General features: G+C 70.9%; 14 protein-coding genes. 10 read left to right on the forward strand and 4 right to left on the reverse strand.

Annotated features, from left to right (window positions below; genetic code table 11):
- Positions 1-12 precede the first annotated feature (12 nt).
- On the forward strand, positions 13-435 hold the full coding sequence (locus M6B22_RS21205; RefSeq protein ID WP_269443557.1) for a DUF6314 family protein: 423 nt from the start codon (positions 13-15) through the stop codon (positions 433-435).
- Here the strand turns inward: M6B22_RS21205 and M6B22_RS21210 are convergent.
- Together M6B22_RS21210 and M6B22_RS21215 are read right to left on the reverse strand one after the other, a co-directional pair.
- Complete coding sequence (locus M6B22_RS21210) at positions 424-1,530, reverse strand: acyl-CoA dehydrogenase family protein (protein WP_269443558.1); 1,107 nt, start codon at positions 1,528-1,530, stop codon at positions 424-426. The genes M6B22_RS21205 and M6B22_RS21210 overlap by 12 nt on opposite strands.
- A gap of 9 nt (positions 1,531-1,539) precedes the next feature.
- Positions 1,540-2,712 carry an acyl-CoA dehydrogenase family protein gene (locus tag M6B22_RS21215; protein WP_269443559.1) on the reverse strand — a complete coding sequence of 391 codons (1,173 nt, stop codon included), beginning with the start codon at positions 2,710-2,712 and terminating at the stop codon, positions 1,540-1,542.
- 305 nt (positions 2,713-3,017) lie between these two features.
- Between M6B22_RS21215 and M6B22_RS21220 the strand changes: the two genes are divergently transcribed.
- From M6B22_RS21220 to M6B22_RS21255, 8 genes are all read left to right on the forward strand, one after another.
- A complete protein-coding gene (locus tag M6B22_RS21220; protein WP_269443560.1) occupies positions 3,018-3,218 on the forward strand; it encodes a ferredoxin in 201 nt (66 codons plus the stop codon).
- A 111-nt stretch (positions 3,219-3,329) separates the two neighbouring features.
- Complete coding sequence (locus tag M6B22_RS21225) at positions 3,330-4,808, forward strand: ABC transporter substrate-binding protein (protein ID WP_269443561.1); 1,479 nt, start codon at positions 3,330-3,332, stop codon at positions 4,806-4,808.
- Positions 4,809-4,814: 6 nt separating this feature from the next.
- A complete protein-coding gene (locus M6B22_RS21230) occupies positions 4,815-6,758 on the forward strand; it encodes a branched-chain amino acid ABC transporter permease (RefSeq protein ID WP_269443562.1) in 1,944 nt (647 codons plus the stop codon).
- A complete protein-coding gene (locus M6B22_RS21235; RefSeq protein WP_269443563.1) occupies positions 6,745-7,515 on the forward strand; it encodes an ABC transporter ATP-binding protein in 771 nt (256 codons plus the stop codon). Before M6B22_RS21230 ends, M6B22_RS21235 begins: the two co-directional genes overlap by 14 nt.
- A complete protein-coding gene (locus tag M6B22_RS21240; protein ID WP_269443564.1) occupies positions 7,512-8,225 on the forward strand; it encodes an ABC transporter ATP-binding protein in 714 nt (237 codons plus the stop codon). Before M6B22_RS21235 ends, M6B22_RS21240 begins: the two co-directional genes overlap by 4 nt.
- Positions 8,222-9,757: a choice-of-anchor P family protein gene (locus M6B22_RS21245; RefSeq protein ID WP_269443565.1), complete on the forward strand. Its 1,536-nt coding sequence runs from the start codon at positions 8,222-8,224 to the stop codon at positions 9,755-9,757. Before M6B22_RS21240 ends, M6B22_RS21245 begins: the two co-directional genes overlap by 4 nt.
- 5 nt (positions 9,758-9,762) lie before the next feature.
- The gene (locus M6B22_RS21250; RefSeq protein WP_269443566.1) at positions 9,763-10,326 is read left to right on the forward strand and encodes a hypothetical protein; all 564 of its coding nucleotides are present in this window, start codon (positions 9,763-9,765) and stop codon (positions 10,324-10,326) included.
- Positions 10,327-10,339: 13 nt separating this feature from the next.
- Positions 10,340-11,107, forward strand: a complete 768-nt coding sequence (locus tag M6B22_RS21255) for a glucose 1-dehydrogenase (RefSeq protein ID WP_269443567.1) — start codon at positions 10,340-10,342, stop codon at positions 11,105-11,107.
- Positions 11,108-11,124: 17 nt separating this feature from the next.
- Here the strand turns inward: M6B22_RS21255 and M6B22_RS21260 are convergent, their stop codons facing one another.
- Positions 11,125-11,559, reverse strand: a complete 435-nt coding sequence (locus M6B22_RS21260) for a VOC family protein (protein ID WP_269443568.1) — start codon at positions 11,557-11,559, stop codon at positions 11,125-11,127.
- Positions 11,560-11,592: 33 nt separating this feature from the next.
- Positions 11,593-12,033, reverse strand: a complete 441-nt coding sequence (locus M6B22_RS21265) for a VOC family protein (RefSeq protein ID WP_269443569.1) — start codon at positions 12,031-12,033, stop codon at positions 11,593-11,595.
- A 114-nt stretch (positions 12,034-12,147) separates the two neighbouring features.
- On the opposite strand from M6B22_RS21265, the gene M6B22_RS21270 reads away from it, so the two are divergent.
- The gene (locus M6B22_RS21270; RefSeq protein WP_269443570.1) at positions 12,148-12,354 is read left to right on the forward strand and encodes a ubiquitin-like protein Pup; all 207 of its coding nucleotides are present in this window, start codon (positions 12,148-12,150) and stop codon (positions 12,352-12,354) included.
- Positions 12,355-12,411 lie beyond the last annotated feature (57 nt).

A 12,411-nucleotide genomic window follows, 5' to 3' on the forward strand; every position in this document is an offset into this window, starting at 1 on the left:
AGCGTGGGCGGCGTGATCAGCACGTGCGATCCCGCGCTGGTGAGCGGCGAGTGGTCGATAGACCGGGACCTCGCCGATCTGCGCGCCGGCCGGACCGGGCGGTTCGTCGGCACGCTCCATGTGGACGCCGACGGCGCCGGGTACTCCTGGCGCGAGCAGGGCGAGCTGACCTGGGGCGAGTACACCGGGACGGCCGGGCGGCTGCTGCGGTTGGCCAGGCACGAGGGCCAGTGGTGGATGTGCTTCGCCGATGGCGGGCTGTTCCACCCGTGGCGGCCGGGCGCCGAGGTCGTCCATCCGTGCGCTGCGGATCTCTACCGTGGGACGGTCGTGATCGAGGGACCCGACCCGGCTCGCTTCGAGATCACCTGGGACGTCACCGGGCCGGCCAAGCGCCAGCGCATCGTCAGCCGGATGCGCCGTTCAGGCCGGTGAGTCGGCCAGCAGGCGACCCAGCCGCCGCAGCTGCTCGGTGGCCCCGCCGAGGGCGAACTCGTTGCGCTTGGCCGCGACGAAGTAGCGGTGCAGCGGGGCATCGGTATCGATTCCCGTGCCACCGTGCACGTGCACCGCGGTGTGCGCCACCCGGTGCCCGGCATCTGCCGCCCAGAACTTCGCGGTCGCGATCGGGCCGGATCCGGGCAGCGCGTTCGCGATGCGCCACGCGGCCTCCCACATCGTGAGCCGTACACCCTGGACGTCGATGTACGCGTCGGCCAGCCGCTGCGCCACCGCCTGGAAGCTGCCGATCGGCCGGCCGAACTGCTCGCGCTCGCGGGCGTAGGCCGCGGTCAGTTCCAGCGCCCGCTCCAGCACGCCGAGTTGCAGGGCGCAGTACCCGACCGTCATCCGCGCGTGCAGCCAGTGCACGACGTCCGCGCCCGGGACCAACCGGTCGACCGGCAGCCGCACGTCGCGTAGGTCCAGTGCTCCCTCCTGGTCGCCGTCCACGATCTGCTGCCCTTCGATCGCCACGCCCGCGTCGCCGGGGAGGACGAGGAACAGCTGAACGCCCTCGGCGGTGCGCGCCGGCACCAGGAACCCTGCGGCCACGCCGGCGAACGGCACCACCGCCTTCGCACCGCTGATCCGCCAGCCGGCGCCGTCGCGTTCGGCCCGGGTCGTCGGATCCTCCGGGAAGTCGACGAGGTCCTCGGTCAGCGCCACGGTGAGAACCAGTTCGCCCGCCGCGGCCGGCGCCGCCCATCGGGCCCGTTGCTCGTCGGTTCCGAAGTAGCTGAGCGCGGCTGCGCCCATCGTGTTCACCAGGTAGGGGACCGGGGCGACGGCGCGGCCGAGTTCGACCAACACGCCACACTGTTCCAGCAAGTCCAGACCACCCCCGCCCACCGTGTCCGGCAGCGCGGCGGCCAGCACCCCGGCGTCGGCGAGCGCGGACCACAGTTCGCGATCGAAGTGCACCGGCTGTTCCTCGACCTGCTTGAGGCGCGCCTGGCTCACGTGGTCGGTCGCGATTCGCCGGACCAGCGCCGCGAGCTCGTCCTGCTCCTGGGAGAAGGTGAAGTCCATGCCCGCTCCTCAGCGCCCGCTCGCCGGCAGGTGCAGCCCCGCGCCTGCGATGATGTCGCGCTGCACCTCGTTGGTGCCGCCGCCGAACGTCAGGATGAGTGACGAGCGGGCCATCCGCTCGACACGACCGTGCAGCACCGCGGCGGGCGAGCCGGAACGCACATAGCCGTTCGCGCCGAGCACCTCGGTCAGTAGCCGGTACGCCTCGGTGGCGAACTCGGTGCCGAAGACCTTGGTGGCCGAGGCGTCGGCCGGGCCGAGGGAGTCTGCCGAGGCGATCTGCCAGTTCATCAACCGCAGGAACTGCACCTTCGCGTGCACCCGGGCCAATGCCAGCTGCACCCACTCCTGGTCGATCACCCGCCTGCCGTCCGGTCGCTTGGTCTGTTGCGCCCAGTCACGCACTTCGCGCAGCGCGGTCATGATCGGCGCCGCCGAGGTCAGCGCGACCCGTTCGTGGTTGAGCTGGTTGGTGATCAGCGGCCAGCCCTTGTTCTCCTCGCCGACCAGCGCACTGGCCGGCACGCGCACGTCCGAGTAGTAGGTGGCGCTGGTGGTCGGTCCCGACACGGTGTGCACCGGCGTGTACGAGAAGCCCTGGGCAGAGGTCGGGACGATCAGGATGGACAGCCCCTTGTGCCGGGGCGCGTCCGGATCCGTGCGGCAGGCCAGCCACACATAGTCGGCGTACTGGATCAGGCTGGTCCACATCTTCTGCCCGTTGATCACGTACTCCTCCCCGTCGCGCGCGGCCCGGGTCCGCAGTGCGGCCAGGTCGGTGCCCGCGCCGGGTTCGGAGTAGCCGATGGCGAAGTGCAGTTCGCCCGCGGCGATCTTCGGCAGGTACTGCGCGCGTTGCTCGGCGGTTCCGAACCGCATGATCGTGGGGCCGATGGTGTTGATGGTCAGGAACGGCACCGGAGCGCCGGCGGCGGCGGCCTCGTCGGTGAAGATCAGCTGATCGAGGGCGCTGCCGCCGCGGCCGCCGAACTCCTGCGGCCAGCCGAGGGCGAGCCAGCCGTCGTGACCCATCCGGCGCACGACGTCCTTGTAGACGGTGCCGTCGCCGTAGTCGCCGCTCGCGGCCAGCGCCTCGCGGCGCTCCGGGGTCATCAGCGCGGCGAAGTACGCGCGCAACTCGCGACGCAGTCGTTCGTGCTCCGGGGAGTAGCCGAGGTACATGCCGCACCCTCACATCCGCCAAGAGAAATCAAATGAAACGCGTTCTAGTGAACATACCGTCATCTGCCGACTTCTCGATAGTCCGCTTGGGACACCGGGGCGAAGTGCCGCCCGTGAGCCGTTGCGCTGCACTAGAACACGTTCTATCATCGGTCAGCGTTGCGGCATTTCGGACATGGCCGAGAACCGCAGTCGTGACCGGCGCGAGGTTGGCTCGTTGTGAGCGGTAGATCTGCATCGTCGACCACCCGAAGTAGTGATCGACACACGGCTTGGCGGCGAATACGGCGGCAGGAGGCAGGGCGATGGAGATCCGGGTCGACACCGAACTGTGCGAGGCGAACGCGGTGTGTTGCGGCCTTGCCCCGGCCGTGTTCCAGCTGGACGACGAGGACAACCTGCACATCCTCACCCAGTCGCCCACCGAGGAGCAGTGGCCGCGGGTGCGGCTGGCGATCGAGCGGTGCCCGCGAACGGCGCTGAGCATCGTGGGTGACGATGCCTGAGCCCCGTCGGGACGAGCTCGCGACCGGGCCGGCCTGATGACGCGCCGCAACTCGGTGCGGGTCGGGGTCGCAGCTGCGTGCTGCCTCGTGCTCGCCGGGTGCGGATCGCAGGTGCCCCCTCGCGAGTTCGTCAACGCGCAGGTCGGCGCCGCCGGCGGCGCAGTAGCCGGCGCCGGGGCGGGCGGCGGCGCAGGCGCAGCCGGGGGGACGGGCACCGGCTCGGCGACCGGAAACGGGGCGGCGGCAGGTGGTGACGCCGCCGGCTCGGGCAGTGGGGGTACCGCAGCGGGTGGCGGCGCGGCAGGCGGCGGCGCCGCGGGAGGCGCGGCCGGCGGCGGGTCCGGAGGTGGCGGGTCCGGGGGCGGCGCGAAGGCCGGGACCGGCTCCGGGGGCGGTGCGCGATCCGGCGGCGGCGCGGCCGGCTCCGGCTCCGGCGGCGCCGAGGCGGCGAGCTGTACCGGGTTCAAGAACAGCCAGGGCATCAGCAACTCGAGCATCAAGATCGCGAACGCGTCGGACGTCAGCGGCCCGGTGCCGGGACTGTTCCAGAGCGCGCAGCAGGCGATGAAGGCCTACGTCGCGTACTTCAACGCCACCGCGAGCATCTGCGGCCGCACGCTGTCGCTGGAGAACCTGGACAGCCAGACCAGCTCGGGCGGCGACGGGCAGGCGGCCACCACGGCGTGTGCCGACGCGTTCGCGATGGTGGGCTCGATGGGCGCCTTCGACGACGGCGGCGCCAACACCGTGAAGAACTGCGGCATCCCCGACCTACGAGCAGCGTCGACGACCGGTGCACGGGCGAACGTTCCGAACGTCTACGGGGTGTACTCGCTGCGCGCCAACCTCGTCGAGACCGCGCCGGCCGACTTCTACAAGAAGGCCTACCCGGGCGTGGATAAGAAGGCGGCGTTCCTGTACCTGAACGCCGGGGCGTCGTCCATCAACGCCAAGAGCGAGATGAAGGGCTGGGAACACGAAGGCTACGACTTCGTCTACAGCGCGGGCATCCCGGTCACCGAGTTCAACTACACCAGCTACGTGAGCGCCATGCAGAGCAAGGGCGTCAAGTACGTGCAGTACGTCGGCGCCTACCAGAACGCGGTGCGGCTCAAGCAGGCGATGGCGCAGCAGGGCTTCAACCCGCTGTTCGTGATGGACCCGACCGCGTACGACCAGGGCTACGTCAGCTCCGGCGGCTCGGCGGTCGAGGGAACCCACGTGTTCATCGGCAGCGAGACGTTCGAGGACTCGAACAAGATCCCGGAGATGAAGCTCTACCTGCAGTGGCTGCAGCGCGTCGCGCCGGGAGCCAAGCCGTCGTTCTTCGGGCTGTTCGCCTGGTCGGCCGGCCGGCTGTTCACCGACACCGCGCTCAAGCTGGGCGGCAAGCTGACCCGCGCCAGCCTGCTCGCCGCGCTGGCCGGGATCGACAACTACACCGGCTACGGAATGCTCAGCCCGCAGCACGTCGGGAAGAAGATCACCGGCGGCTGCTACGGCTTCATCGTCCTCAAGGGCGGCAAGTGGGTGCGCGAGGGGCCGACGCCGTTCGCCTGCGGGCCCGTCGTCGATACCGGGATCAGCTAGCGCGCGATGAACGCCTTCCTCGCCTACACCTTCACCGGGCTGTTCACCGGTGCGGCCTACGCGATCGCGGCGTCCGGCCTGGTGCTGACCTACACCACCACCCGGGTGTTCAACCTGGCGCACGGCGCGATCAGCATGGTGATGGCGTACCTCTACTGGCAGCTCACCCACCAGGCGCACCTGCCCAGCCTGGCGGCTGTCGCGCTGATCCTGCTGGTGATCGCACCCGCGTCCGGCATCGTGATCGAGCGGGTGATGATGCGCGACCTGGGCGACGCGCCGGTCAGCGTGAGCCTGGTCGTCACGGTCGGACTGTTCGTGCTGCTGATCGGGCTGGCCCAGCAGTTCTGGCCGTCGGACGTGGGCCGCAACGTCCCCCAGTTCTTCGGTTTCGACGCCGTGTCGATCGGGACGTTCCGGCTCAGCTACCACTACATCCTGACCATCGTCGTCTCGGCCGCGGTGGCCGCCGCGCTGTACGTGCTGCTCAACCGGACCCGGACGGGGACGGCGATGCGGGCATCGGTCGACAACAAGGAACTGCTGCAACTGTTCGGCTCCAGCGCCGACCGCGTGTCGATGGCCAGCTGGGCGATCGGCTCGTCGCTCGCCGCACTCGCCGGCATCCTGCTCGTCTCGGTCGTGCAGCTGAACTATTACGACCTCACCTTCTTGGTGATCAACGCGTTCGCGGCGGCTATGTTCGGACGGCTGCAGCACCTCCCGTTGACCTACCTGGGCGCGATCGTGCTCGGGCTCGGGCAGACCTACGTCCAGGGGTACCTGCCCAGCGGGGAGCTGCTGCTGGGGTTCCGCGACGCGCTACCGACCATCGTGCTGTTCGCGGTGCTGATCTTCGTGCCGCAGGTGCGGCTGCGCGTCGGTCAGATCAGGGGCATCCTCGCGGCTCCCGTGCCGACCCGGCGGCGCACCGCGGAGGTCGCCGTCGGTCTGGTGATCGCGGTGACCGTGGTCGGACAGTTCCTCGGCGCGACGAACCAGTTGCGCCTCGGCGACGCGCTGGCGTTCGGGATCGTCATGCTGTCGCTGGTGCTGCTCACCGGCTACGGCGGCTACGTCTCGCTGGCGCAGTTGAGCTTCATGGGCATCGGTGCGGCGGTCGTGTGCAAGCTGGACACGAGCTCGCCGCTTGCGGTGCTCGCGGCGGCGCTGATCGCGGCGGCCGTGGGTGCACTCGTGGCGCTGCCCGTGCTGCGCCTCACCGGTCTGTACCTCGCGCTCGCGACTTTCGCGTTCGCGCAGCTGATGGACAAGCTGGTGTTCCAGGCCTCGTTCATGTTCGGCTTCAACGGCAGCCTCAACGCCAAACCCGTCTCGCTGTTCGGCTATCGCTTCGACAACGCGAACCGGTACGTGTTCTTGCTGGTCGTGGTGTTCACGCTGATCGCGATCGGCCTGCTCGCCCTGCGGCGCGGTCCGGTCGGCCGGGTGCTGATCGCGATGCGCGACAGTCCCGCCGCGTGCGGCACGCTCGGGCTGAACCAGCGCTGGTTCCGCGTCGGGCTGTTCAGCCTCGCGGCAGCCATCGCCGGAGTCGGTGGCGGCCTGGTCGCCGGGCTGCGCGGCACCGTGTCCCAGCAGGACTTCCAGGCACTGTCCGGCCTGCTGCTGCTGCTGCTCGCGGTGGTGTGCGGCGCGACCTCGATGACCGGCGCGTTCCTCGGCGGCCTGCTGCTGATGCTGCTGCCGGTGCTGCAGTCGCAGTTCCCGGCGCTCGGGGGCCTGGAATTCCTGATCATCGGCGTGGGCGCGGTGAGCCTCGGGCGTGACCCGAACGGCTTGGCGAACCTGCTGTTCACGGCCGGCCGGGCGATCCGCAGGCGGATCCCGCGGCTGTCCGGATCCGGGCCCGCCGGCTCACCCGCCGACGCTCCCGTCCACAGCACGGCGAGGGAGCAGGAACGGGTGATCAGCCATGGCCTTGCTTGACGTGGAGCGGGTCAGCATGCGGTTCGGCGGCATCGTCGCGGTGAACGAGGCGTCGCTGTCGGTCGAGTCCGGCAGCATCACCGGACTCATCGGCCCGAACGGTGCCGGCAAGACCACCCTGTTCAACGTCGTCACCGGCCTGCAGCCGGTGGCCAGCGGCCGGATCCGCTTCCGCGGCCGCGACGTCACGCACGCCAGCCCGAACAGCCGCGCGAAGGCGGGCATGGCTCGCACCTTCCAGCGGCTCGAGGCGTTCGGCTCGTTGACGGTCCGCGAGAACGTGCTGGTCGCCAGCGAGATCCACGCGGGCGTGCCCAGCTGGTTCCGGCGTCGCAGCAACGGCGTCGACGAGTTGCTCGAGCGGGTCGGGCTGACGCGCTACGCCGGTCAGCGCGCCGACTCGGTGCCGACGGGCGTCGCGCGACTGCTCGAGCTGGCCCGGGCGCTCGCGATCCAACCGCGGCTGCTGCTGCTGGACGAGCCGTCGTCCGGGCTGGACGAGACCGAGACCGGGCACTTCGGCGCACTGCTGCGTGAGGTCGCGGCCGACGGCTGCGCGGTGCTGATGGTCGAGCACGACATGCAGCTGGTGATGGGGGTTTGCGAGTACATCCACGTGCTCGAGTTCGGCAAGGTCATCGCGCGCGGTGACCCGGCTCAGATCCGATCCGACCGCACCGTCCAGGTCGCCTACCTCGGCTTCGGCGACACGCCGGACGAGCACACGCTGCAGCTGCCGCCGGTGGGCGCGACGTGAGCCGGCCGGCACCGATCCTGGAGCTCATCGACGTCCACGCGGCCTACGGGCGGATCGAGGTGCTGCGCGGTGTCGACCTGGTGGTGGCGCGCGGCGCGGTCGTCGCCCTGCTCGGGCCGAATGGCGCGGGGAAGACGACCCTGCTGCGCGTGCTCAGCGGGCTGATGAGACCGACGGCGGGCGACATCCACCTCGCCGGCGTGCACGTGTCCGGTGCCTCGCCGGACAGGCTGACCCGGGCGGGACTGTGCCTGGTGCCGGAGGGGCGCGGCGTCTTCCCGAACCTGACCGTCGAGGAGAACCTGTGGCTCGCCTCGTCGGCAGGCGTCGCGGTCGAGCAGATCCTGACCCAGGCCTACGCGCGCTTCCCGCGGCTCAAGCAGCGGCGTCGGCAGCTCGCAGGCAGCCTGTCCGGCGGCGAGCAGCAGATGCTTTCGCTGGCCCGCGCGCTCGCGTCCGACCCGGCCTTGCTGCTGCTCGACGAGCTGTCGATGGGGCTCGCCCCGCTGATCGTCGAGGGGCTGTACGACACGGTCGCCGAGATCGCCGAGCGCGGCGTGTCGATCCTGGTCGTCGAGCAGTTCGCGAGCAGCGCCCTGCGGGTGGCGGACTACGCCGCGGTGATGCAGGGCGGGCGGATCGTCGCAACCGGTGAGCCCGCGGAGATCGAGAACCGACTGACCGACCTCTACTTCGGAGGTGCAGCGTGAAGCGCGCAGTCAAGTGGTACGCCGCTGGCGCGGCCGCCGCGATCGGCACGCTGCTCTGGCCCGGGCCCGGCGCCGCGGCCGCCGGTGGCTTGGGTGGGTACACGGCCACCGCCCGCGCCGAGGTCGTGCACGTCGAGCTGTACGAACCGGTCGTGCCGATACCGGGCAGCCCGCAGGGGGACGGCAGCATCGCCTACACCAAGGTGAGCACCGAGAGCGGGCCGACCTCACGCGCGACGGCGAGCTACCTGTGGCCGGGCGACGTCATCGGCGACGGCTTCGACCAACTGCTCCAGCAGCCGGGCGCCACGTACCCGGTGCAGGTGAACTCGCGAAACCCGGCCACTGTCGCCGCGCCGGCGAAGAACGCAGCGCAGATCTCCGACGGCAACGGGATGAGCACGTCGGCGAACGACACGAGCGCCAACGGGACCGTGTCGCTCGTCGGCCTGGGCGGTGGCGCCGACCCGCTCGGCGGATTGGGGTCCGGCCTGGGCACGCTGCTCGGCAAGACGTCCGCGCCGAAGGCACCCGCGGTGCCGGTCCCGGTCGCGGCGACCAAGCCGCTGGCCGCCTTGGTGACCGCGAACGGTGTCACGAGTGACAGCACCGTCACCATCGGCAAGAGCGCGATCACCTCGAGGGCGCACGCTGCCGTCGCCGACCTCTCCCTGCTCGGCGGAATCATCAAGCTCTCCGGCGTCGACGTGCTGAGCACCGTGGTCAGTGACGGCAGCCGGGCGACGGTCACCCAGCAGGCCGCTCTCGGCGGCCTCACCATTGCCGGTGTCGCCGTGAAGCTCGGCGACAAGGGCCTCGATCTCGCCGGTGCCGGCGCGAGGTTGCCGGCGCTCGGCGACACGCTCGGCGCGCTGCTGAAGACGCTGGGCATCTCATTCGCCGTGGTCCCCGTGGCCAGGAGCGTCGATGGCCCGACCGGCAGCAGCACCGCCCAGGTCCTGCAGATCAGCGTGGACACCACCCCACTGAAATCACAGCTCAACTCGCCGCTGAGCGCGATCGTCGCACTGCTGGGGCCCAAGCTGGCGACCCAGCTCGCGCCCGTCCTGCAACTGTCGCCGAAGATCGTGCTCACCGTCGGGGACGCGACCGCCTCGGCGAGCGCGTCACCTGCCTATGACCCCGGCAGCGGCGGCGTCGTGCCGCCACCACTCGGCTCCGGCGGCAGCTCGGGCGGCGACTCGGGCGGCGGCGCCGCGCTGCCGCCCGCGGGCGGCACCGGCGGCGCGGGCAGCGGCGTGCTGGGCGGCGGTACCGGACCCGGCTCCAGCGGCGGCGGCGGGCAGCCCGCGCTGGTGAACGGCCAGCCGGTTGCGGCCAGACCGGTCGCGCTGCAGGCGCCCGCGCTGCCGGCGCTCGGCACCGTGCCGCGACTGCTGGTACTCGGCGCGCTCGCGTTCGCGGGCCTGCTCGGCTGGCTACTGCGCAACGCCGGCGGCGCCGTGTTCGGGGGAGCCGGTAGCTGCGACTTCGGCCTGGCAACCGGCGTTCCCGACCTGCGAAAGGGATGAGCGGCATGACGACGACGACCACGATGGCGGTGCCGCGCGTACCGGCGGCGCGCGAGGTGCACGTGGCGAACCCCGCGGTTCGCCGCGACCAGCGGTACCGCACGCTCCAGCTGGTGCTCTTCGGCGTGGGCGCCGTGCTCATGCCGCTGGGCATCCTGGCGATCTGCCTCGGCTGGTACGGCACGGCGCACTCGCACTACGCGTACGACCAGGCGACCTACCTCGTCTCCGGCGGGATCCTCGGCCTGGGGCTGACCTTCCTCGGCGGCTTCCTGTACTTCGGCGCCTGGCTGGCGAAGGTGGCCGCCGACCAGCGCGACGGTGCCCGCCAGCTGGCCGACACCATGCTGGTGCTGGCCGACCTGGTGTCGCGACAGTCGGCAACCGCCGGCGGCGCGGCCGAGAGCACGCTGGCCGATCCGGGCGCGGTACCGGTGCTGGCCGGCGGCGGCACGACGGTGCACCGCCGCGACTGCCAGCTCATCGCGCACCGGGACGACCTGAAGGTCGTCAGCGGTAACGAGCGTGACGTCACGACCTGCCGGGTCTGCCGGCCGACACTGGTCTGAGGGGACGAGGGGCATGGGCATGCTCGAGGGCAGGGTCGCGATCATCACGGGCGCGGCACGGGGGCAGGGTGCCGCGGCGGCGCGGCGTTTCGTCGGTGAGGGTGCGCGGGTGGTGATCGCGGACGTCACCGACGACACCGGCAAGACCTTGGCCGACGAACTCGGCGCGGCCGCGCTGTACCGGCATCTGGACGTCTCGTCCGAGCAGGAGTGGGACGCCGTGGTCGGCGAGGCCGTCGAGCAGTTTGGTGGCCTGGACGTGCTGGTGAACAACGCCGGCGTGCTGCACTTCGCGGCGCTCACCGACACCACGCTCGCCGACTACCAGCGGGTCATCGGGGTGAACCAGATCGGGACCTTCCTGGGCATGCGCGCCGCAGCTCGCGTGATGCGGGCCGGCGGATCGATCGTGAACGTCTCGTCCGTCGAGGGCATGGCGGGCATGCCGTACGTGCTGGCGTACACGGCGAGCAAGTTCGCGATCCGAGGTATGACCAAGGTCGCGGCGCTCGAACTCGGGCCGCGGGGCATCCGGGTGAACTCGGTGCACCCGGGCATGATCGACACGAAGATGGTGCAGGACGCGATCGGTGGCCACGAGGTCGACGTCACGCCGGTGACGAACAAGCTGGCGCTGCGCCGGGTCGGCAGGGCAGCGGAGATCGCCGAACTGGTGCTGTTCCTGGCCAGTGACCGCAGCTCCTACTCCACCGGCTCGGAGTTCGTCGCCGACGGCGGGTCGCTCGCCACCCACGCCCTGAACGTGGGTGCCGGCGGCTGAGCCGGGTTCGCGCCGCTTCAGGGCAGCTGCGGCAGGCCACGCTCGTCCAGGGGCCAGAAGGGGTTGTGGGCGACCTCCCAGAGGTGCCCGTCCGGATCGGCGAAGTACCCGCTGTAGCCGCCCCAGTCGGTCGCCTCGGCCGGCTTGGGGACGGTGGCGCCGGCTCGCTCGGCCGCCTGAAGTGCGGTGTCGACCTGCGCGCGATCGGCGACGTTGAGGGCGAGCGCCACGCCTCGAAAACCGGTGGGCCGGCCGCCGGGTTGATGCGCGTCGGCGGCCAACTCGTCCTCGCCCCACACGGCCAGGATCGCGCTCGTGGTACGGAAGAAGCTCACCTCGCCGTCCACCGAGGCGCTGGAGCGTTCGAAGCCGAGCGATTGGTAGAAGGCGGTGGCCGCACGCACGTCGCGCACGCCCAGGGTGACCAGGCTGATCGCGGAGGGGATCGTCATGGCCGGCAGGCTAATCGCAGGTACCGACGTGTTCTAGTCGAGGCAGAACTCGTTGCCCTCCGGGTCGCGCATCGTGATGAAGCCGACCTCCAGCTGAGCCGGGTCCGGCTCGACCCGGTAGGCGCGGGTCGCACCGAGCGCCTGCAGCCGGTCGGCCTCGGCCTCGAGCGCGCTCATCCGTTCCTCGCCCTCGAGTCCCGGCGCGGCACGGACATCGATGTGCAGCCGGTTCTTGGCCGCCTTGTTCTCGGGTACGCGCTGGAAGAAGATGCGCGGACGCTCGCCCTCGACAGGCACGATCGCCGAGCGCGAGTTCCACTGCTCACGCGGCACGCCGAAGGACTCCAGCGCAGCCTCCCACGAGTCGAACCCCTTCGGCGGCGGTTGCAGCCGGTAGCCGAGTGCCGCGGCCCAGAACGTGGACAGCGCGGCAGGATCGGCGCAGTCGAACGTGATCTGAACGTCTCTGGTCATGGACTCACTCTCGCAGCGGCCACCGACTGCGCCCGGCGGCGCCGTCGATGTGCACCAGCGGGAAATCGTCCCTCGTGCGAGCTAGGGTGAATCAGAAGCGAGAGGGGACCACAGATGCCCACCCATGACAGCGGCCAGACCCGTCCACAGCGCGAGCGCGAGGACTCGGTCGAGGAGACCACCGAGGCGAGCACCGACGTTGCCGAGCGCCACGAGAAGCTGACCGAGGACGTCGACGCGATCCTCGACGAGATCGACGACGTGCTGGAGACGAATGCGGAAGACTTCGTCCGAGCATTCGTCCAAAAAGGGGGCCAGTAGCTGATCGTGGACGGGCCGACGAACCGCTGAGCGCGTGACGGCACCGGCTCGCGCGGC

This window comes from Jatrophihabitans cynanchi, from assembly GCF_027247405.1.
Taxonomy (GTDB): domain Bacteria; phylum Actinomycetota; class Actinomycetes; order Mycobacteriales; family Jatrophihabitantaceae; genus Jatrophihabitans_B; species Jatrophihabitans_B cynanchi.

Coding starts and splice junctions, on each gene's coding strand:
- M6B22_RS21210 (WP_269443558.1), bottom strand. CDS start 1,530: ATGGACTTCACCTTCTCCCAGGAGCAGGACGAGCTCGCGGCGCTGGTC.
- M6B22_RS21215 (WP_269443559.1), bottom strand. CDS start 2,712: ATGTACCTCGGCTACTCCCCGGAGCACGAACGACTGCGTCGCGAGTTG.
- M6B22_RS21220 (WP_269443560.1), top strand. CDS start 3,018: ATGGAGATCCGGGTCGACACCGAACTGTGCGAGGCGAACGCGGTGTGT.
- M6B22_RS21230 (WP_269443562.1), top strand. CDS start 4,815: ATGAACGCCTTCCTCGCCTACACCTTCACCGGGCTGTTCACCGGTGCG.
- M6B22_RS21235 (WP_269443563.1), top strand. CDS start 6,745: ATGGCCTTGCTTGACGTGGAGCGGGTCAGCATGCGGTTCGGCGGCATC.
- M6B22_RS21250 (WP_269443566.1), top strand. CDS start 9,763: ATGACGACGACGACCACGATGGCGGTGCCGCGCGTACCGGCGGCGCGC.
- M6B22_RS21255 (WP_269443567.1), top strand. CDS start 10,340: ATGGGCATGCTCGAGGGCAGGGTCGCGATCATCACGGGCGCGGCACGG.
- M6B22_RS21260 (WP_269443568.1), bottom strand. CDS start 11,559: ATGACGATCCCCTCCGCGATCAGCCTGGTCACCCTGGGCGTGCGCGAC.
- M6B22_RS21265 (WP_269443569.1), bottom strand. CDS start 12,033: ATGACCAGAGACGTTCAGATCACGTTCGACTGCGCCGATCCTGCCGCG.
- M6B22_RS21270 (WP_269443570.1), top strand. CDS start 12,148: ATGCCCACCCATGACAGCGGCCAGACCCGTCCACAGCGCGAGCGCGAG.